Origin of the sequence: Streptomyces venezuelae (assembly GCF_008642315.1) — a bacterium.
Classification (GTDB): domain Bacteria; phylum Actinomycetota; class Actinomycetes; order Streptomycetales; family Streptomycetaceae; genus Streptomyces; species Streptomyces venezuelae_D.
Map to the genome: position 1 here is coordinate 8269641 of NZ_CP029192.1, position 20737 is coordinate 8290377.

The window sequence follows — 20737 nt, forward strand, 5'->3', positions numbered from 1 at the left end:
GTGTTTTCAGCCATTCCTGTCCGGTGGTGGCGTAGAAGTTGATGATGTTTCGCTGCGCCGGCGCGCGCAAATGGTGTCCGACGCCCCGAGCTGAGTCTGTACCGAGCGCGGGCGCCGGGCGTCAGCGGCTCGTGCGGCATCCCAGATCGACAGGGGTGCAGGTGCGCTGGTCGTTGTGGCGGTCACAGCAATTCTCCAGGAAGGCGCGCCGGGGCCCGGCCCGTCACGCGGCGGGCCCCGGCAGCGCAGGGGAAAGAGGAAGGGGGAAGCGGAGCGCGGTCAGGCGGCGAACTCGACGCTGGGCTCCTCGACGGACGTGCCCTCGGCGTCCTGGTCCTGCTGCTTGCTGGCAGCAGCCCGCAGGCGGGACACGTCATCGCTGGTGGGATCGCTGAGCTTCCTGGGGTTCTTCAGCTCCGTGGCCGCACGCTCGATCGCCGCGCGCACCACCAGCACCTCGTCGCGGTCCAAACCCTCATCGGCCTCGACCTGCCGCCACAGCTTCTTCAGCTCCTCCACGCCCTGTGCGGCGGCCTCGTGCACCTTCGGCATCCAGGCCTGCGCGAGATCGCCCGTCAGCTCCGGGGTGGGCTTGGGCTGATTGTGGATCGAGCAGCCCATCAGACCGAACACGAGCTTCTCGATGGAGAAGTCAGGCATCGGCTTCGGCTGCCCGCCGCGCGGCACCTGGAACTTCAACGAACGAGCGCCGATGATCTGCGGCGGCTCCTCGCGACGCATGCGCACCCACACCGTCGCATCGAAGGCCAAAGACTTGTGCGCTTCCACCCGCCAGTCCTTCGTGCGCGGGATCGGATCGCCGTTTCCGTCGACCGCCGCGACCTCCTTGCCGCGGGCCAGGAGGACCACGATGCCGGGCATGGTGCGCACCAGGTACATCACCCGCTGCCACCGTTCGGCCGCGTCGTTCCAGAGGTTCATGGACGGTTTGACCTCGGCGTCCGGGGCCTGCCTGAGAGTGTTCTGGCCCGTCCGCGAGCGCCTGGCCCGCTCGTTGGTCCAGTTCACGAGCATCCGCCACAGCATCGACCCCGAGTCGATGACCAGGACGACCGGCTTCTCCTTCGCGACAGCCGCGCGGGTCGCCTCCGCGTGCACGGCCTCGATCTGGCCGAGGATGTCGCGGTAGGTGCCGTTGTGCTCGATCAGCAGGTAGTCCGCACCGGGCACGTTCGCGTACTCGTCGGCGGTGTCCTCGCCGAGCTCCAGCCAGTACGCCTGGCCGGTCTGCTCGCAGCCGGTGAACTCCGCCGCCTGGTGGCTCTTTCCGCTCTTCTCCTCGCCTTCAATCAAGACGATCGGCCAGGGGATCACGCCGGTGGGCTTACGGGTCCGCAGCTTCGGTATCGGGCGGTTCACGCGTATCTCCAGTTTAAGTATCGGGACCTATTTCAAGGTGTGCGGAGTTCCCTGGTCTCGAACAGGGCCGCCCACTCGGGGTGACGCTGGACCAGCAGTCGGACATAGCGGGAGCGGAAGTCGTTGTTCAGCTTGAACGGTTCACCGCTCGTGGCCCGCCCGTACTGCCAGCGCAGAACCTCGAAGAGCATCCCGATGCCGATGCGCCGCAGCCCGCGCTTTGCGCAGTCGGCGGTCAGCGACTCCAGCTGCACCAGAATCCACGGGTTGAGCTGGTGGAACGCCTCGAAGCGTTCCTGGATGCTCGCCCCCGCGATCCCCGGCCCCGGGTGTCGCAGTGGCGCGATGGATAGCTCCATCTGAACGGGGACCATGCAACCCTCCATAGTTTTCATCGCGACCTATATTGCGCCATGCCTTATCGGGGAGCGCAGGCACCCCTCACACCTTGTACGGAAATTCTACTCTCCTTCTTGGGGGGTGCAACTCGGCGGGGCCCGCCTACCGGCGCCCCCCGCCGGCTGATCACAACGCTCTACCAGGCGCCAAGTTGGCGGCTGCCGGGACAGATGCTGGTGGCGGCCCCAGTCGGCCGTGCGGAACTACTGAACCTTGTTCCCCCGCTGCGAGAAGAACGACCCCGGGCCGTCGTACCGGCCCTGCTCCAGTGCCTCGGCGACATCCTCGCGCAACACCCAAATCTTCTTGCGTGACTTCTCCATCGTGGTCGGCGCATGTGCGAGCACAGACTCCAGCAGCCACACCTTCGAACCGGACAGGGCGTAGTCCGGCTCCGCCACCCGGCCCGAACCAGCCTTCGCGGCCTGCCCCACAGCGACCTGCGTCACCCCGAACAACTCCGCGTACTCCTGCGCACCGACCAGCGGGGGCAGCTCGCCCTTCTTCCGGGGGCGCACCCTTGCCCCCTGCTCGGCCTCCAGTGCAGCAAGCTCCTCCGCGTCGAGCTGCCGGCCACGAGAGCCAGGTGGCAACGCCAGTGACTCGACGAACCCCCCGGGCCAGACCGGCTTACCCGAAACGATCACGGCGTGCTCGTAGGAGAGGACGCCCCGGTGGATCCACGTATTACTGATCACTTCGGGCTTGATGCGGTACACCCGCCCGATCTCCTGCCGGCCACACAACAGCGGCTTCGCCACATCTGCCTCCTCTCTATGACGACACATCCAGGAGAGCAGAATAGTGCTAGCGACTGAGGATTCGATGGGTTGGATTCGTGGTTGACGGCGGGGCCGAAGCGTGTGGGAGGAGGGCCTTCCGGATGTGAAGCCCTGTTTGGGGGCCGCCGCCACCGCTGATGTTATGAAGCCGATGCACTCTTGGGCACAACCGTGACCGAAGTCACAACTGTGACAAGCCTTTTGTGGCATGCGCCCTGAATGGCCTACTGGGTTCTTTACTTGGCGACTACATACAGTCCTGGTTTGGTTCCCTCGTTAAGGGAACTTTCATCTTTGTGACAGGTCGGGGTGGGATATGTGGAGGCGCGTGTGTTCGCGCGGCAGTGCTGGGGCTTTGGCAAGTCTGGTGAGTGTGGCCATCGTGACGAGCCTCGTCCCGGCGGCGACCGCGACAGCCGACTCGCCGGCCACACCCCCAGTGGTGAAGGCTGAGCACGAAGGTTCGCCTGGCGAAGAGGCGAGTGCCGAGGCAGCGTTGGCAGCCGCCAAGCGCACGGGCAAACCAGTCGAGGTGACCTCGCTGCGCGGTGAGAGCAGCGATACCTATGCGACGGCCGACGGGAACCTGGAGGCGCGGGAGTACCTGCGCCCGGTCCGGGCCCGGGTGGGTGAGCAGTGGAAGGCGGTGGACACCGAGCTGGTCAAGTCTGCTGGGGGAGCCGTGGCGCCGAAAGTTGCCACGGTAGGTCTTGAGTTCTCAGGCGGTGGTGATGAGCCGCTGGTGCGGATAACGAAGGCCGGTCGGGAGCTGGCATTGTCATGGCCCGGCGAGTTGCCCGCACCGCGGCTGGAGGGTGCGACCGCCATCTACCCTGACGTGCTTCCGGATGTGGACCTGCGGATGGGGGCACAGGAGGACGGATTCACACAGCTGCTGGTCGTCAAGAGCGCAAAGGCCGCTGAGAGTTCGGAGCTGGCTGAGCTGCGGCTCAAGCTGACGGCTGACGGAATGGATGTGAAAGAGACCGCCGAGGGCATGCTGCAGGCAGTCGACCACGGCGCCAGGGGGGCGGTCTTCGAGGCACCGAAGCCCATGATGTGGGACTCCAGCCCGGGGGCCGGTAGTACGCCGAGTGCGAAAGCTGCGCGGCCCCGGGCAGGCGCAGCTACCGCAGTAACAGCCTCGCCGACTGGGGAAGAGCCTGCGGCCGGAGAATCCGGCAAGCTCGCGCCTGTCGGAGTGGAGGTCCCTGCTGGCGGCAAGGAGCTGGTGCTGACGCCGGATGCGGACGTCCTGAAGGGCACGGACACCACGTACCCGGTGTTCATCGACCCACAATGGCATTCGCCGCGCGCGACGGCGTGGACGATGGCGTCGAAGCACTGGGACAACGAACCGCAGTGGAAGTTCAACGGCAGCCATGACGCGGGCATGGGCTATTGCAACTGGAACTACTGCAAGCCCAACGACACCAAGCGGCTCTTCTACCGCATTGCGGTCTCGAAGTTTGCAGGCAAGTCGATCTTGTCGGCCGAGTTTGTGGTCCGCAACACCTGGTCCGCTTCCTGTTCGGACCGCACCGTGGAGCTGTGGAAGACCAAGGACATCTCGTCTTCTACAACCTGGAACTCTCAGAACGCCTCGGGGTTTTGGATCAGGAAACTCAAGTCGGAGTCATTCGCCCACGGTTACTCGGGCTGCGCCGCCAAGGATGCTGAGTTCGACATCCGTTCAGCGATCCAGGATGCGGCTGATAGCCGGGACTCGACGATGACGTTTGGTCTGCAGGCTGCCAGCGAGTCAGACGCATATGGCTGGAAGCGGTTCTCCGACAAGGCGTTCCTGCGGGTGAAGTACAACCGTGCGCCCGCGCAGCTCCGGAGCTCGCAGCTGAAGATGGAGTACGGCGGGACCTGCAAGAGTTCCGAGAACGCAGCCCGGGTGCGCACGCGGGGAAAGATCTATGCCAATGATGTGAAGGACCCGGACGGCGACGACGTCTCGGTGCAGTTCCAGGCCAAGTGGGACGGAGGGAGCTGGAAGCCGGGCCGTACGTCGGCGGACCCTTCTGGCTCGAGCTTCGCCATCAGTCTGCCGGCGACGATCCCGGTCAACAAGCAGGTCAACTGGTACGCGCGAGTCTATGACGGGGCGCAGTACTCACCGTGGTCGTACGCGGGAAACCCCAGCGCGTGCTACTTCGTTTACGACACCAAGGTACCCAAGGCACCTGCGGTCTCCTCCGGTGAGTACCCGGCCTCCGAACCGGAGGACCCCAAGGATCCGTGGTACGACGGCGTGGGAAAGTACGGGTCTTTCGAACTGGATGCCGCCGACAGCGATGTGACCACCTACTGGTATGGCATCAACAGCGATCCCAGTGCGAAGCACAAGATCACCACGTCAGGCGGCGCGGCGAAGACCGCAAAGGTGTTGCCGGCCAAACCTGGGCTGAACTTCATCACGGCCCAGGCCTTCGACAGCGCGGGCAACGGCAGCGAAATCCGTACCTACCAGTACCGAGTCAAGGCGGGCCAGCCGGAGCGAGCCACCTGGCAGCTGGACGAGGCTGCGGACGCGAATGAGGCCAAGGGCTCGACGCCGGCCCGCACCGCGAAGCTGCACGGCGGAGCGACCCCGGGCGTGGCCGGCATGGAGGGCGCGGCCCTGTCGTTCAACGGTACAGACGGCTATGCCGCCACGGACATTCCTGTGGTGGACACCAGCCGCGGATTCGCGGTCTCGGCGTGGGTGAAGCTGTCAAAGATGCCCGAGGGGGCGGCGGTCATCGCCACCCAGCCTGGCAACCACAGTCCGGGATTCGAGCTCTACTACTCCAAGACGTACGACCGCTGGGCATTCAACCAGTACAAGTCCGACACCGCTGATTCAGGTATCGCCCGGGCCATGGCGGACAAGCCCGGCGGCGTGGCCGCGGACACGTGGACACACTTGATCGGTTCATACTCTTCGACGCGCGACGTTCTGGAGCTGTTCGTGGACGGCACGCTGGTCGGCCAAACTGCCTACGACAGTCCGTGGGAGGCCCGCCGCGGCCTGCAGATCGGTGCCGCCTCCTACAGCGGCAACCCAGCGGCGTTCTTCCCGGGAGCGGTCGACGCAGTGCAACTCTTCGACAAGCCGCTGGCCCAGGACGAGGTCGACAAGCTGCACGCGAAGCAGACCGTGGGTGACCCGGGCCGCCCCGCGCTGGCGGTTTTCGATCTGGACGAGCCAGCGGACGCCACCGAGATCACCGGGCATGGCGGAGTGCTGCCCGCTGCCTACCGCGGTGGTGTCACCACCGGCACCCCCGGCATCGCGGGCAAGGCCGCCACTTTCAACGGCACCAACGGCTACGCCAGGATCGGTCAGATCAGCGGGCCGCATCTGAACACCTCCCGCAGCTTCACAGTTTCCGCCTGGGCCAAGCTCGACAAGAAGCCCGACGGCGCAGCGATCATCGCCGCGCAAGCGGGCAAGGAACGTCCCGGCTTCGAGCTGTACTACTCCTCCACCTACAACCGGTGGGCCGTCAACCAGTACTCGGCCGATGCCGCCGACGCGACCCCGATCCGCGCCATGCAGGACGACGGTGCCAGCGCCTACGTGGGCGAGTGGGCGCAGCTGGTGGGCGTGCACGACACCGTCGCCAACACCTTGACCCTGTACGTCAACGGGGCCAAGGCCGGGTCGGTACCGCTGGCCGGCGCGTTCTACGCCGATCAGTCCATGTATCTGGGCGCGGGCAGCTACAGCGGCCAGGTCAAGAACCACTTCCCGGGCAGCATCGACGACCTACGCCTCCTGGACCGGCCAGTGTCGGCCGAAGAGGTCCAGCAGATGTTCAAACAGCGCCCCCTGGTCAAAGGCCGCTGGAACTTCGAGGAGACCAATAGCAGCGGAACCACCACGCTGGACTCCTCCGCAGCCAAGCGCCCGATGAATCTCCACGGCGGCGCGCAGCTCGGCACAGGAATGATCGACAACAGCGGGCTGCAGCTGAACGGCACGGACGCCTATGCCGGCACCACCCTGATGCCGATGGATACGAGCGCCAGCTTCACCGTTACCGCCTGGGCCCAGACCGCAGCCATCCCGGACCACGGTGTCACCCTGGTCAGCGGTGCGGGCCTCAAGAACGATGCCTTCACAGTGCGCTTCCAGCCGGACGACAAGGACCCTGAAGGCCTGGGCCGCTGGGAACTCACGCTCCCGGCCAAGGACAGTACGGATGCACCAGTCACACGGGTGAGCAACACCGAGTTCTACGACGCACGCGAGTGGAACCACCTTGCGGTGGTCTACGACGGCTTCGCCAAAGAAGCCAGCCTCTACGTCAACGGCGTGCTGCAGGAGGTCGCCTGCGGGGACGCGGACGGCGACGGAGACGCCGATGATGCGGCCTGCCAGGATCTCACCGCCTGGGCCGACAACGTCCTCACCTTCAAAGCACCGCTGTCCCTCCAGGTAGGCAAGGCCAAGGGCGACGCCACCGGAACCTACTTCGCCGGCACCGTCGACGACGTATGGGCCTTCCAGGGCGCACTCAACGACAGCCAGGTCAGCGAACTGGCCGGATCCTGGTTCGACATCCCCACCGACGTACCCGCCGGGAGCTGATCCCGCAACAGGTGTGAGCTCGGCCGCCTGGCCGAGCTCACACCGACCTCTGCTGTCCTTCCCCTCTCACGTTCCGCGCCGCGCCCTAAGGGCGCGGCGCCCGGCAGCGATGGATTCATCAACACATGCAACCCACACCAGCGCATTCGCGCGGAGGCAGACGGCTCCGCCGGACCTCGCTCGTACTGTCCGCGGTGCTCATCGGCAGCCTGCTCCAGACGACGGCAACTCCAGCCGCCGCAGCCGACGGTGGACTGCCAGGCCTGCCCAAGTCGGAAAAACCGGTGGCGGGCAGCCACAGCGGCAAGGTCAAGCCCCGCTCCGTCACCAAGGGCCCACGCGTACCGGTGAAGGCGCCGAAGCGCGCGTGGCCCAAGCCCTCGACCTCGACGCTGGACCTGCCGGCAGCCAGCGCCGATGACGGCATGTCTCTTGTTTCCCCCAAGGGCCCACCCATCCGAGTCGGCCGTGCCGCGAGCAGCCATAACAAGGTCCAGCCGGCCACACGAAGCACGTTGGAACAGGTAGAGACCCGCGTCATGGGCCGCAAACAGGCAGCTGACGTAGGGGTGAAGGGCATGCTGTTCACCCTGAAACCCGACTTTTCCCCGCAAGCCAAGGCCAAAGCTCGAGCGACTTCGAGAGACCAGGCCCGATCCACCACCGGTGCGAAGCCCAAGCTGCAAGTCACTGTTGACTACGGCGACTTCGCGCAGGCCTTCGGCGGCGCCTACGCCTCGCGGATGCAACTGATCAAGTTGCCCTCCTGCGCTCTGACCACCCCCGCCAAGACGTCCTGCCGTACCGGCACTCCTGTCGCTGCGGTCAACGACACGGCCAAGCACTCACTGAGCGCCAAGTCGGTAGGTCTCGCGGCGAGTGGACCCACGGTCCTGGCTGCGACCTCGTCGGCCGACGGTGACAAGGGCGACTACAAGGCGAGCCCGCTCTCCCCGTCCGCCGCATGGAGCACGAACCTCAACACAGGCGACTTCAGCTGGTCTTACGACATGAACGTGCCAGCCGTACCCGGCGGGTTGAAGCCGAGTGTGGGTCTGTCGTACTCATCAGGTTCGATCGACGGCCGTACGGGGGGATCGAACAACCAGGGGTCTTGGGCCGGCGACGGCTTCGACCTGTCTCCAGGATTCATCGAGCGGCGCTACAAGTCGTGCGCGGACGACGGGGTGAAGAACGCCGACGGGAACAAGCCCGGTGACCTCTGCTGGGACTACGACAACGCGTTCATCAGCTTCAACGGCAAGGGCGGCGAACTCGTCCATGTGGCCGGTAACCCCGACAAGGACGAGGCGACCGAGGAGTACAAGCTCAAGCAGGATGACGGCACCCGCATCGTCCGGAGGAAGTCCACGGCCCGCGGCAACGGCGACAACGACGGCGAGTACTGGCGCCTGACCAGCCCGAACGGCACGCGCTACTACTTCGGCTACAACCGGCTCCCCGGCTGGGCCGAGGGCAAGGACGCCACCAACTCCACCTGGACTGTGCCCGTATACGGCAACGAATCGGGCGAGGACTGCCACAAGGACTCGTTCGCCGACTCCTGGTGCCAGCAGGCCTGGCGGTGGAACGTCGACTACGCGGTGGACCCACACGGCAACGCCATGGGCTACCACTACGCCAAGGAGACCAACTCTTACGGTCGCAACCTCAAGGCTGAGGACGACACCTCCTACACCCGCGGCGGCTACCTCAAGCGCATCGACTACGGACTGAAGTCCTCCGACATGTTCGCGGACAAGCCACAGGGACAGGTTGTCTTCGACAACGCAGAGCGGTGCCTGCCACAAACCGGGGTGACTTGCGCGGCGGACACCATCGGCGACAAGGCGTTCTACTGGTACGACACCCCCTGGGACCTGAACTGCAAGGCCGGGACCAGGTGTGACAACGGCCGCCTGTCCCCGTCCTTCTGGACCCGCAAGCGTCTGACCGAAGTCACCACACAGGTGCTCAAGAGCGATGGCACGTACAGCAAGATTGATTCATGGAAGCTGAACCACCGCTGGGGCATGGCTGACACCGACTACCAGCTTCTGCTGGACAGCATCCAGCACACCGGCGAGTCGGCCACCCCCGCAATCACCCTGCCGAAGACGACCCTCTCCTACACTCAGCTGGAGAATCGCCTCGACAAGACCGGCGACGGTTACGCACCCTTCATCAAGTCCCGGCTGTCTGCAGTAGCGGACGAGTCCGGTGGGCAGGTCGCAGTCGACTACTCGGCCCCCGCCTGCAACTGGGGCAGTCTGCCCACGCCGGAGACAAACACCACTCGATGCTTCCCCCAGTACATCGGGGGCGACAGCGAGAGCGACCCGGAAAAGCACTGGTTCAACAAGTACGTCGTCACCTCCGCCGTTTCCAAGGACCGTACCGGTGGAGCCCCCGACCAGTTCACCCGGTACGAGTACCTCGGTGACGCCGCGTGGCACTTCGATGACGACGACGGCCTGACCAAGAAGAAGAACAAGACGTGGTCACAGTGGCGGGGCTACGGCCACGTCCGCGTCCAGACGGGAGGCCAGGGCGGAGCCGCTGCCATGAAGACGCAGCAGGACTCCTACTTCCTGCGCGGCATGGACGGCGACCGCAAGAACAAGGACGGCGGAACAAAGTCCGTCTCTGTCTCCCTGGGAGAAGGCGAGGGCGACCCCATCACCGACCACGAGTCCGTGGCTGGCATGCAGTACAAAACTGCCTCCTACGACAAGCCCGGCGGCAAGATCCTGAGCAAGGCCGTCAGCCGCCCTTGGCACCACGAGACCGCGAAGAAGGTCCGCGACTGGGGCACTGTCACAGCCAACCTCACCGGAACCTCCAGCACCAAGAACTGGACCTCCACCGACAACGGCGGCGGCACCAAGTGGCGCATCACTTCCACAACCACCCAGCACGACACCGTCGCAGGCCGCGTCACCGAAGCCAACGACTTCGGCGACAACTCCACATCCGCAGACAACCAGTGCACCCGCACCACCTACGCGACCAACACCAAGGACAACCTCCTCAACCTCCCCGACAGGGTCGAGACCGTCGCCAAGGCATGTGACACCGCACCGGACCGTGCCGAGGACGTCATCTCCGACGTCCGCACCGCTTACGACAACCAGGGCTACGGGGAGGCGCCGGCCAAGGGCGACGTCACCGCCACGGCCACACTCAAGAAGCACACCGGAACCAAGGCCACCTACCTGGAGACGGGCGCCACCTTCGACAGCTACGGCCGCGTGCTCACCAGCACTGATCTCACCGCCGACGTCACCACAGACGGCGACGCGGCGCCCGTACGCGCCAAACGCAGCGACGGCCGCACCACGACCACCGTCTACACGCCGAGCACCGGCCTGCCGACGCAGACCAAGGTCACCACCCCGCCCGCGAAACTCCTCGACACCTCAACAGCACAGACAACGATCAAGAACCTCGACCTGCGCGGGCAGACGGTCAAGCAGACCGACACCAACGGCGTCACCACCGAATTCGCCTACGACGCACTGGGGCGCTCCAGCAAGGTCTGGCTCGCACGGGCCACCAGCCAGACACCCAACTACGAATTCACCTACACCTATACCGAGAACAAGCCGGTCGCCGTGGCGACCAAGACACTGGACAACAACGGCGGACAGATCACGTCGTACACGCTGTACGACGGCCTGCTGCGCCAGCGCCAGACCCAGAACCCGGGCCCCGACGGCGGAACGCTGCTCGCCGACACCTTCTACGACGAGCGGGGACTTGCGGAAAGGACCTTCGCTCCCTACTACGCAACGATCAAGCCCGGCACCGAGCTGTTCAAACCTGATAGTGCGCTCGCCGTCGACTCACAGGCCATCACCGCTTACGACGGACAAAACCGCCCCACTGAGGTCAAGCAGATAGCCGGCAACGGTGATGGCGGCAAGGTCCTCAACACCACCAAGACCATCTACGGTGGAGACCGAGTCACCGTCATCCCGCCTGCCGGTGACACCGCGACCACGACCCTCAGCGACGCCCGAGGCAACACCACTGAACTGCGCCAACTGCACTCACACAATGTGGACGCCGCATACGACGCCACCACCTACAAGTACACGCCCCGCGGTGAACTGGAGAAGGTCACATCTCCAGCCGGGAGCAGCTGGAGCTACCGCTACGACCAGCTTGGGCGTCAGATCGAGGCCACCGACCCCGACAAGGGCACCAGCAGCAGCCGCTTCGACGACCGCGGGCAGCTGACCTACACCAAGGGCTCCCGCACCGACACACCGGCGCTGGCATACGTCTACGACAACCTCGGTCGCAAGACCGAGCTGCACGAGGACTCGCCCACCGGCCCGCTGCGCGCCAAGTGGGTCTACGACACGGTCACTGGCGCGAAGGGCCAGCTCGCCGAGTCCACTCGCTATGTGGACGGCGAGGCCTACACCTCCAAGGTCACCGACTACGACCAGCTTTACCGGCCGACGAAGACAGCCGTCGTCATCCCCGCCAGCGAAGGCAAGCTGCAGGGCACCTACCAATCCGGCACGCAGTACAAGCCCTCCGGCCTGGTCGGCACCACCAGCTACTCAGCCGCCGGGGCCCTGCCCGGCGGATCGGTCAACTACGGATACGAAGACCAAACGCTGCGTCCGACCTCTGTCTACGGCCAGGGTATGACCAGCAGCGTCAGCTACAGCTTCACCGGCAAACCCCTGACGTACACCATGGGCCTGACCAACGGGGACAAGAAGTCCCAGGTCACCAACACGTACGAACGGGGAACCCAGCGACTGGCCACCACCCGCGTGGATCGTGAGGGCCAGGAGGGTGTGGACCGAGCCGTCACCTACGGCTACGACGAGGCCGGCAACGTCCTGTCGATGGCTGATGTCTCTCGCACCGGCACCGACAACCAGTGCTTCGCCTACGACTACTTGGCTCGCCTGACGGAAGCATGGACGCAGTCCACCGCCGCCTGCACGGATACACCCGCAGCCGACAAGATCGACGGCCCGGCCCCGTACTGGCACTCCTACACCTACGACAAGGCCAGCAACCGCAGCACGGAAACCCAGCACAACCCCGCCGGCGACACCGGCAAAGACATCAAACGCGACTTCGACTACCCCGGCCCGGGCAAGCCACAACCGCATACCCTCTCGTCCGTCACCACTACCGGCCCAGCCGGTACCAAAACGGAGGACTACGGCTATGACGCTGCGGGCAACACCACCCGCCGTCCAGGCCAGGAGTTGAACTGGGACGCAGAAGGCCACCTCGCGAAGGTCAGCGAAGCCGACCAGCGCACCCAGTACTTGTACGACGCCGACGGGAACCGCCTCATCGGGCGCACCAGCACGGAGACCACCCTCTATCTCGGCCACACCGAAGTCGTCCTTGCTAAGGGAGCCGACAAGCCCAAAGCCGTCCGCTACTTCGACCTCGGCGGAGGGCAGAACGCCATCCGCAACGACGACGGCTCCTTCACCTTCACCATCGGTGACCACCAGGGAACTGGCCAACTGGCCATCAGCGCAGCAGACCTGGCCCTGACCCAACGCAGGCAATTGCCTTTCGGCGGGCCTCGTGGAGAGACGCCCAAGTCCTGGCCCGGCTCCAAGGGATTCGTCGGTGGCACCGACGACACCAAAGCCACAGGGCTCACCCACCTGGGCGCACGTGAGTACGACCCGGCAACGGGGCGCTTCATCTCCGTAGACCCGCTCCTGGAAGCCCAAGAGCCCCACACGCTCAATGGTTACGCGTATTCGAGCAACAACCCGATTACGAACTCCGACCCTACGGGACTCTCCGACTCCGTAATGTGTCGAGGTTCTGAGTGTGGTGGCGAGCAGCAGTTCAAGGAATCCCATGCCTCCCCGGACTTCTCCACGGGACAGACTTGGGAACAGAAATACCCCTGGGAAACCTCGCACTACGGCTACTACGACCAGTACGCGGGAACCAGGGCAATCAACACATGCGACGCCTCGTGCTCCCGGGCGCTCGACTACGGCCTGAAGGCCCCGAAGATCACAAACACCAATCTCTGCGGCTTCTCCGTAAGTTCAGGATGTGACTCCGGATTCCGTGAACGCGCAGCGCGCGGATACAAAGAGTTGACCGTTCTCGATGACTATTACAACTGCACCGTCCACCACGATGACTCTGCTTGTGAGGTTGCCGGTTCGGCTTCGTCATCCGCAGGGGCCACGTGGGCAGGCAGCGTATTCTTCGCTTTTGGGCGCCAGATGGAGCGGCAACTCCTCAACAAGGCGGCATCAACTAGTGCGAATCTCGGAAAGGTGCGGTGGACCCCTGAGGGGACAACTAGGTCGGCCGCTGCAGATGCGTATGAGGCTGGAACTGCTGGAGCCCGAAGTGAACTTGCTACGGGGAAGCGGCTGGTTCCTGCACTTGACTACGTTAAGGCTGATGGGACTTCAGCAGCAGTCCGGTTCGACGGTATAAGCAACGGCCAGTTGATTGACCGCAAACTGGGGGTTGCTACTACTCAGAAGTCGAAGCTAGCTGCTGCCCGACAATCTATGGCCCTTGCCCAGAACGGGCGCACCGCCATCTGGGAGGTTGCTGACCAGCGTGCCTACCGGCGAGCCACTAGAATGCTAGGGCAACAAAACATAGTGAACATCAAGGCGAGGATCGTAGAGCCGTGAACATGACCGTCGCTCGCGCACTGATCGACCTGCTCTTGTCGCTGGAGTTGTCAGACGAAGAGTCCGTGTCCCTGGAAGCCGCGACGGCTTTCGTTGAGGACGCTTCGGCGACGCTCTCTGCTCTGTCTAGGCTGGAGCGAGAGGAGCTGACGTCTATCATCCGACAAATGGAGAATGAAGCCACCATGGAGGAGCGCCGAGAAGTTCTTCGGAGCCTTCCTGAAGATATTGGACTCTTGGACTGACGGGTCGGACCGTCCCACCTTTCTAACCTTGTACTTGCATAGGATTAGAAAGTAGGTAAGGGGCGCATTCCGATGTCTCTGGGTGTGACTCCTTACGTCTGACGAGAGAGGCCTCCGTCATTGTCATGATGGAGGCCTCTTTCGTGTCCCTCTTCCGAGTTGCGTGACCTGCTTGGGAGTTTTACCCCACTCCGCTAACCCGGCGGACTGCGGAGGGTGATTAATGAGCCTTAGCGGTGAGCCGCTGATCGCCGTCGCGGAACTGAACGCGGCTTCCGTTCTGGAAGCTCAATTCCGGTTGGTGTAACGCCGCACGCTCACCCGGCTCCACCCCTGGAGTCAACTAAATGGCTTCAGGCGCTGCCGGCGTATCGGTGCACATTCCAGGGTGAGGAGGGCTTCGTGAGTCTCGCCCATGGGATATACAGGAGGCGAGGTCCCTAGGCGTGGGGTGAGGCGCCGAATGCCTCCTGGTGTCACCAGCGGGGCATATCCCTCAAGTTATGTTTTCGGCATATGGCCTAAGTGGAATGAGTCGATTCTATTCGGGCCTTCCTGCGCATGCTGACGACTTGAAAGGCAATGCGACGCTGTCGCTGGATTCTGGTGCCGTCGACGCAGTAAACCTTTTCCGTGGATGGTGGAATCCGGGAAGGCGGCGTACTGCGTCTTTTCTACCCGGTTACGGAAGCGCAGGCGGTTCCTGGTGAAGAGCCTTGACCGTCTTGCGATCCTCCACCCGCTGGACGGCCTCACCGGTACCGAGGATCGCGGCGACCAGGGCGAGGATCAGTCCTGTCGGTAGACCGTCGACGGAGTAGGCGACGAGAGCCAGTGCTGCTGCGGCGATGGTGTAGAGGCGGGTGCTGTGCGCGTGAATGAAGCCGATCAAGGTTCTACTTCCCGTAGGCGAGTTCGTGCAGGAGGCTCCAGCCCCGGCGGCCGATCGCCGGATCATTGGGGTGACCTGCGGTGAAAAGGTTGTGCTTGCGGTTGAAGGCGGCGACGGCCTTCTGTGTCTGCGGCCCGTACGCGTCGGACAGCGGCACCGACCGGTCAAGCCAGCCGGCGTCCTTCAGCGCCTTCTGTAGACCCTGCGCAGACGGTGCCGAACGGCCCGGAGCAAGACCCTCCGGAAAGGGAGGAGCGGAGTAGGAGCCGCCGCTCGACTTCCCCGGAACGGTGAGCTTCTGCCCCGCCTTGATCACGAACGGCTTCTTGATCTTGTTGGCCTGGGCGAGAACTTCCCAGCGAACGCCGAGCTTCTTGCCGATCCCGGACAGCGTATCGCCGCTCTTGACTACGTAGGTCGACGAGCCCGCCGGCGAACCACCCGCTGAGCCGCTGCCTGAACCTCCGCTGGACGGCTTCGACTTCAACCGGGCGGCCACGCGCTCGCGCAGCCAACTCATGGTGAAGCCCTTGGGGTCGACCTTGCCGGGCTGCCACTCCTTGTGACCGATGACGCTCGCCGCGCTCCAGCCGTGCGCGCGGCACAGCGCCGCCGCCGCCCGCTCGATCGCCTCAAGCTGAGCCCTCGGCCACGGGTCGGTGCCATCACCGCGGTTCTCGCACTCGAAGCCATAGAAATGCGTGTTGCCGTCGGTGCCCGCCTCGTTCGCAGCGGGAAGCCCGCGCTCGGCGATGACGGCCCGCAGCACGTCACCATCACCGCGGCCGGCGTGGTTCGTGCGGCCGTGACCGATCAGGTACACGGTGCCGTCCTTGGCGATCATGCCGTGACACAGCGGGCCCGGCAGACCCGCGTAACCGCGCTCAACGATGCTGACCGTGTTGCTGGTACCCGAGGTCACGGTGTGGTGGATCACCACACCGTTCACCGGACCGAACGGCCCCTTGTGGTTCCTGTTGTGGGTTCTCCACCCCGGCCGCTCAACCACGTGCACGCCTTCGGCACGCAGCGCGGCAACGAGACGGTCGGCACTGATAGGTGTCGCCACGATCGGCGCTCACTGTTCTCCCCGCGCCCCAACTACAACCCCTGGCCCCAGGCCTGCTACGAGGCGGTACCTCGCGAAGCCAGCCACAGCTGGAGGGCCATCAACAGCACCGGCGAGACGAACGAACTGAACACCAGCCGACGCGTCGCCATCGCCTGCGCCTGATCCTCACGGCGCTGCTGCTCCGTGCGCTCCAGACTCTGATCCACTTCGGCCCGCAAGGTGCCAAAACCCGTCGCAAGATGTGTGATCCGCTGCTCCACGCCGCGCTGATCCGCCCGGTACACGTCCTCGGTCACGACGTAATCAAGACGTGCCGCGAGCCGCGCGAGGTCGCCACGAAGGTCCTCTCGAAGCTGCGAGACGGCACGGTGCAGCTCCCAGAGCGTCGGCTCGGCGCTGGGAGGCATGGACACCGCGATCACTCCTGAGCAGCCCCGAGCCCAACCGTGATCGTACGTGTGTGAAGGCCGTAGCCGCTCTGACCTGCTCCTTCTTGTGCGCTTGCTGCTCAAACGTAGCGAATAACATTTAAAGGTATCTAAATCGTCCGAAATGTACGCCTTAATAGAGCTAAAGGAATGAGGTGGCAGTAATAGATTGTCAGTGGTGATTGCTTAGTCGGAGTCCAAGACGCGGGTTACTGCAATCAACTAGGCTCGGGAGTACCCGCCAAGAGATGAGAACTTAGACATCTCCTTCTGTCTAACGGATGGGATGTCGAAGCGAGCTTGACCGCCAACAAGCCCGCACTCGTCCTTACACACAGCACAGCGCCCCCGTCCGCACCACGCAGGGTGCAGGACAGGGGCGCCCTGTGGGAGCGGCCGCAGAGCCGCCGACCCCGATGGTTGAGACATCGGGGTCGGCTCCTACGGCATGGCCTCCACGAGTCTGGCTGCCACCGCTGACGCGAACGCGGACACGACCGCGCCGATGACGATCAACACCAGCTCGCGGCGACCCAGCCGCTGAAGCCACTCCCTGTACTTACGCATGCGGAACCTCCTGTAAGTCGTCCCGATCCCGATGGCCGGGACGTGGGTGAGACAGAAGGGGCAGCGCGTACGCACGAGTTGAGGGTAAGCCGAACACCAGGCTCAGCGACGCCATTTCGTGAAAACCGGGACGCCACGGCTCGCGTTTATGGACGCAGAGCGAGAGACAGCATTGCCGGAACAGCGGAGGAACCTTTCGCCGCTTGTGGCCCCGAGCATCCCTAAATCCGCCAGAGTGGTGCTCAGTCGCCCCGACGGCGGAAGGACAGCCCCATGATCGGAAGCTTCTTGTACTGGTCGGACCGCGCCATCCAGAGGCTCGCGGAAGACAACGGCGTCGAGTTGACAGGCCGAGCGCGCTGGACGGTAGGTATCGGCGCCGGGGGATTCCAGGCGGGCCTCGCGGGCCGGGAACGCCTCACCCGCAACCGACTGGAGGAGGCGCGGCGAGTGCGGCGAGCACTGGGCAGAGCCGTGGTCGAAGACTTCGCCATGCCGCCGCCCGCAGCGTTCATCCAGGCCACCGGACGGGTCTCGTTCGCCCAGTTCGAGGGCATTTACGCGAAAAACCCGGGGGCCCTACTACACCTCCGGGCACATAGCCCGGCGGGCCAACGAATCGACGTCTGTCTGTTCGGGAGCCAGGACAACGTCAGCGGCTTCGGCCCCTGGGACGACTTCGAAGGCGGCTGGATCTCCTCCGAAGCGCCCGCGATCGACAAGCTGCTTCGGGCCGGCGACGGAGACGGACCCCCGACCGAAGACGATACGGAAGCCCTTGCTGTGGAAGCACTCAAGATCGCCCTGCACCAAGGGATGACGGGTACCGACGAGGAACACGCGGGCCGCCGACCCGCGGCTACACCGTCGGCCACAATGGCGATTGCACCGTGCTCGCGAAGGTCTACACCGACGTCGTCCTGGAGGCCGGTCGGTGGCGCTTCCACGAAGGGGACCCGCTTGCCGGTGCTGAACGGATCATCGTGGGCAGGCCGCTGTGGGTTCGAACCGTGCACCCCGAGGCGACGATCCGCTACGCGGGCCTCCGGGGCGGGACACGATGGCGCTGGTTGCGGAGGATGCACCTGCTGCCGCGACGCGAGCCCATCACCAGAACGGCACCGTAATGAGCTCGGGTGGACCGGCAGGACCTAGACGTGAAGGGGCACGAGATCGGTGAAAGCCTGACCACACCGCATGCAGATCCCCCGATAGGTGGGCGGCTCCGCGTTCGCGTATAAGGTCGCCGTGAACGGCCGTCCTGACACGGGGCATTCCGGCGTGCGGCAGGTGGCGGTCATGGTGACCGGGGTCGGGTCGTCCATGGGTGGCTCAGTCCTCTCCAATGATCATCCAGTTCACAAGTGTCTGAGTGGTGTTGGTGCGGTGGACCCAGATGGTCAGGCCGCTCGATGAGACGGCTGTAACGCCCACCCCGACGACGGTCTTGCCGGGCACGGAGGTGACAGGGGTGACGAACGCCCGGAAGTGCTTCCCCTTGATGTTCCCGCCGCTCAAAGTGATGGACGTGGGCTTGTTCGCCACCGGGGTGATGGTCGCCGTGCCCATGGAGACGTTGTCCGACCGCAGCACGCCCGCCGCCCGGATCGATGCCGCGGACAGGGTGGCGGCGCCCTGACTCAGCGACAGGCTCCCTCCGTCCTCCCCGGACCCCAGTTGTGCGGAGTTCTTGCTGAGGAAGAGGCGCCCGCCGACCGGCTTGGCCTCCCTGGCAGTGATGCGCTCAGCGGTGAAGAAGTCGTTGCCGAAGAAGGTCCGCCACCGGTAGACGCCATTGCCGTCCGCATCCGTGAACGTTCCGGAGTTGATGCCGATGTTCGCGTCCGAAGAGCTGGAGCCGCTGACGTTGATGAAGGCCTGGTTCGAACCGTCGACGGACGCCCAGTAGATGTACGGATAGACGTCGTTAGGTTCCATGCCGATCGCTGAGCCGTTGTTGCCGATCGCCCGCAGCCGGGCCGCGTTCAGGACGACGCGAGGGCCTTCGGCGGCGGTCTGGACCGTGGCACCGGTGATGATCTTGCCGTTGATCGCGTCCGCGTCCAACAGGTCGGCGGTGATCGCCCCAGCGGCAACGTGATCGCGCCGCACAACCCCCTGGCCCAGGTCATCGGACGCGGCCCGGCGCGCCGTGGCCTCCACCGCCTCAGACGGCGGGCTCGGTATGCCGGACGTGTTCACGGCGATCAGTCGCACCCACACCGGCCCGTAGTGGTTCACCGCGACCGTCACCGAGGCTCCCGACGCGGCTTCGATCGTCGTGGTCGGCCACCGCAGATCCGGTTGCCCGGTAGCTGACGACAGGACGTGCACCTGCACGCGGGACAGATCCAGCGGGGCCGGTTGGCCGTCGGCGAAACCGCCGTCCCAGGTGACGCGCACGCCACCGAGCACTGGCTCCACCACGGCCGGCGAGGGCATGGGCGGCCGGGGGCCGTTGACCGCGGTGACGCCGCTGGTGCCATCCGGCTGCTGGCCGATCACCGCGCGCGGCGAGCCGTTCTCGTCGTACACGTCGAACGCGCCGTTCTCCAGGCTGGCGTTGACCAGCTTGGGGGCGCGGATCATGGTCTGCACGAGCTTTTCCAGGCGGGCCAGACGGGCGCCGATGTCGTTACGCACGAGAGTTCCTTCGAGGTCAGGCAGCGGTGGCGTACTGGTGGGCGCCTGCCGGTTCGAGCTGAAGCTGGGCGGTCTCGCCGGAGTCGGTGTCGGGGCGGATCGTGAAGCCGGTGATGCGGCACCAGCCCGACCAGTTCGCCCACTCATCGCGCACCGACACCTGTACGTCATCACCCACCTGCCATGACCCGATCGGCGCGGCGGGATGGTCGCGGACGGTGATCTCCTCGACGTGGCCGAGGCTCTGCCGCCAGGCCCGCTCCCTGCGGGCCCGCTGCGCCAGCGCATCGCGGCCACGCACCTCCGGCAGCTCCAGCACGTGCTCCAGGCGCAGCCGTTTGTTGCGCACCGCGTCAACGGCCCGCTGCTGCGAGCGCCCCTCACCCGCCCCGGTGGCGATCACGACCTGCGCGTACTCGTCTGCGCTGTAGGTGACCGGCGTATGGCCGACGATGTTGGTGTCCGAGCTGAACGCGATGTCGCTGCGGCGCGCACCCAGACGCGGGTAGCCGATTCGAATCCGCCGCACCGGATGCCGGTCCTTGCCCCACCAGGTGGTGCACGTATAGTCCGGCGCATCAGGAGCCTTGATCAGGTCGTCAAAGAGGTCACCGAGCACCGGTGTCTCCCACCAGCGTGAATGCCACGGCTCCGCCGGACTGCCCACCTTGGCCGTCGACGTCGTGTCGTCCACGGTGATGCCCAGGCTGCCGTCCGGGACCGACTGCGCGTAGGTGACGATGTCACGCATCACCCGGCACGGGTCAGCGTTCACGTACGGGCCGCGCCCGCCCAGCTCCCCGTCCAGGTCATGCCGGTACTGCAAATACGACGACCACCCCGCGGCCTCAACCTGCATCGTGCCGCCATCGGGCTCGGTCTGCCAGATGATGCCGCCCCACCGGATCCGCCCGCCCGCCTCCGCGTACAGCAACGTGTTCCCCGGGTCCGTCAGCCCAGGATGCGACCACGCCAGACGAGGAGACAGCGCGCCTCGCAGATGACCCGGCCCGTTCAAGTCCGGACCGAACTCCACCCCACGCAGCGGCAGATCGTGCGACAGCCACTCGCCGGTCAAG

General features: G+C 65.2%; 13 protein-coding genes and 1 pseudogene. 4 read left to right on the plus strand and 10 right to left on the minus strand.

What is annotated here, in order from left to right; all coding sequences use genetic code 11:
* Window positions 1–279: 279 nt before the first annotated feature.
* The 3 genes from DEJ48_RS36540 to DEJ48_RS36550 all read right to left on the minus strand — a co-directional run bounded on the left by DEJ48_RS36540 (window position 280) and on the right by DEJ48_RS36550 (window position 2540).
* Entirely contained in the window at window positions 280–1380 is a 1101-nt protein-coding gene (locus tag DEJ48_RS36540; protein WP_190537803.1) for an AAA family ATPase, read from the minus strand.
* A gap of 32 nt (window positions 1381–1412) precedes the next feature.
* A complete protein-coding gene (locus DEJ48_RS36545; RefSeq protein ID WP_150220395.1) occupies window positions 1413–1754 on the minus strand; it encodes a hypothetical protein in 342 nt (113 codons plus the stop codon).
* A gap of 228 nt (window positions 1755–1982) precedes the next feature.
* A complete protein-coding gene (locus DEJ48_RS36550) occupies window positions 1983–2540 on the minus strand; it encodes a hypothetical protein (protein WP_150220396.1) in 558 nt (185 codons plus the stop codon).
* Window positions 2541–2877: 337 nt separating this feature from the next.
* Between DEJ48_RS36550 and DEJ48_RS36555 the strand changes: the two genes are divergently transcribed.
* The 3 genes from DEJ48_RS36555 to DEJ48_RS36565 all read left to right on the plus strand — a co-directional run bounded on the left by DEJ48_RS36555 (window position 2878) and on the right by DEJ48_RS36565 (window position 14056).
* Window positions 2878–7146 carry a LamG-like jellyroll fold domain-containing protein gene (locus tag DEJ48_RS36555; protein ID WP_150220397.1) on the plus strand — a complete coding sequence of 1423 codons (4269 nt, stop codon included), beginning with the start codon at window positions 2878–2880 and terminating at the stop codon, window positions 7144–7146.
* A gap of 125 nt (window positions 7147–7271) precedes the next feature.
* Window positions 7272–13811 carry an RHS repeat-associated core domain-containing protein gene (locus tag DEJ48_RS36560; protein WP_150220398.1) on the plus strand — a complete coding sequence of 2180 codons (6540 nt, stop codon included), beginning with the start codon at window positions 7272–7274 and terminating at the stop codon, window positions 13809–13811.
* Window positions 13808–14056 (plus strand): hypothetical protein, encoded by a 249-nt coding sequence (locus DEJ48_RS36565; protein ID WP_150220399.1) that lies wholly within the window; start codon window positions 13808–13810, stop codon window positions 14054–14056. The genes DEJ48_RS36560 and DEJ48_RS36565 overlap by 4 nt, the downstream gene beginning before the upstream one ends.
* 682 nt (window positions 14057–14738) lie before the next feature.
* Here DEJ48_RS36565 and DEJ48_RS36570 read toward each other — a convergent pair.
* The 5 genes and pseudogenes from DEJ48_RS36570 to DEJ48_RS40840 form a co-directional block, all read right to left on the minus strand.
* Window positions 14739–14948: a hypothetical protein gene (locus DEJ48_RS36570; RefSeq protein ID WP_150220400.1), complete on the minus strand. Its 210-nt coding sequence runs from the start codon at window positions 14946–14948 to the stop codon at window positions 14739–14741.
* Window positions 14949–14952: 4 nt separating this feature from the next.
* Window positions 14953–15447 (minus strand): PGRP and LysM peptidoglycan-binding domain-containing protein, encoded by a 495-nt coding sequence (locus DEJ48_RS41185; protein ID WP_411757564.1) that lies wholly within the window; start codon window positions 15445–15447, stop codon window positions 14953–14955.
* Window positions 15433–16017: pseudogene (locus DEJ48_RS36575) on the minus strand (N-acetylmuramoyl-L-alanine amidase); the annotation flags it as partial. The pseudogene DEJ48_RS36575 and the gene DEJ48_RS41185, both read right to left, overlap by 15 nt.
* A 56-nt stretch (window positions 16018–16073) precedes the next feature.
* The gene (locus tag DEJ48_RS36580) at window positions 16074–16433 is read right to left on the minus strand and encodes a hypothetical protein (protein ID WP_150220402.1); all 360 of its coding nucleotides are present in this window, start codon (window positions 16431–16433) and stop codon (window positions 16074–16076) included.
* Window positions 16434–16889: 456 nt separating this feature from the next.
* Complete coding sequence (locus DEJ48_RS40840; RefSeq protein ID WP_263399471.1) at window positions 16890–17015, minus strand: hypothetical protein; 126 nt, start codon at window positions 17013–17015, stop codon at window positions 16890–16892.
* Window positions 17016–17905: 890 nt separating this feature from the next.
* On the opposite strand from DEJ48_RS40840, the gene DEJ48_RS36585 reads away from it, so the two are divergent.
* A complete protein-coding gene (locus tag DEJ48_RS36585; protein WP_150220403.1) occupies window positions 17906–18142 on the plus strand; it encodes a hypothetical protein in 237 nt (78 codons plus the stop codon).
* A 205-nt stretch (window positions 18143–18347) separates the two neighbouring features.
* Here DEJ48_RS36585 and DEJ48_RS36590 read toward each other — a convergent pair whose 3' ends face one another.
* Window positions 18348–19658 (minus strand): hypothetical protein, encoded by a 1311-nt coding sequence (locus DEJ48_RS36590; protein WP_150220404.1) that lies wholly within the window; start codon window positions 19656–19658, stop codon window positions 18348–18350.
* A gap of 16 nt (window positions 19659–19674) precedes the next feature.
* Window positions 19675–20736, minus strand: a complete 1062-nt coding sequence (locus tag DEJ48_RS36595) for a hypothetical protein (RefSeq protein WP_150220405.1) — start codon at window positions 20734–20736, stop codon at window positions 19675–19677.
* Between the last annotated feature and the right edge of the window lies 1 nt (window position 20737).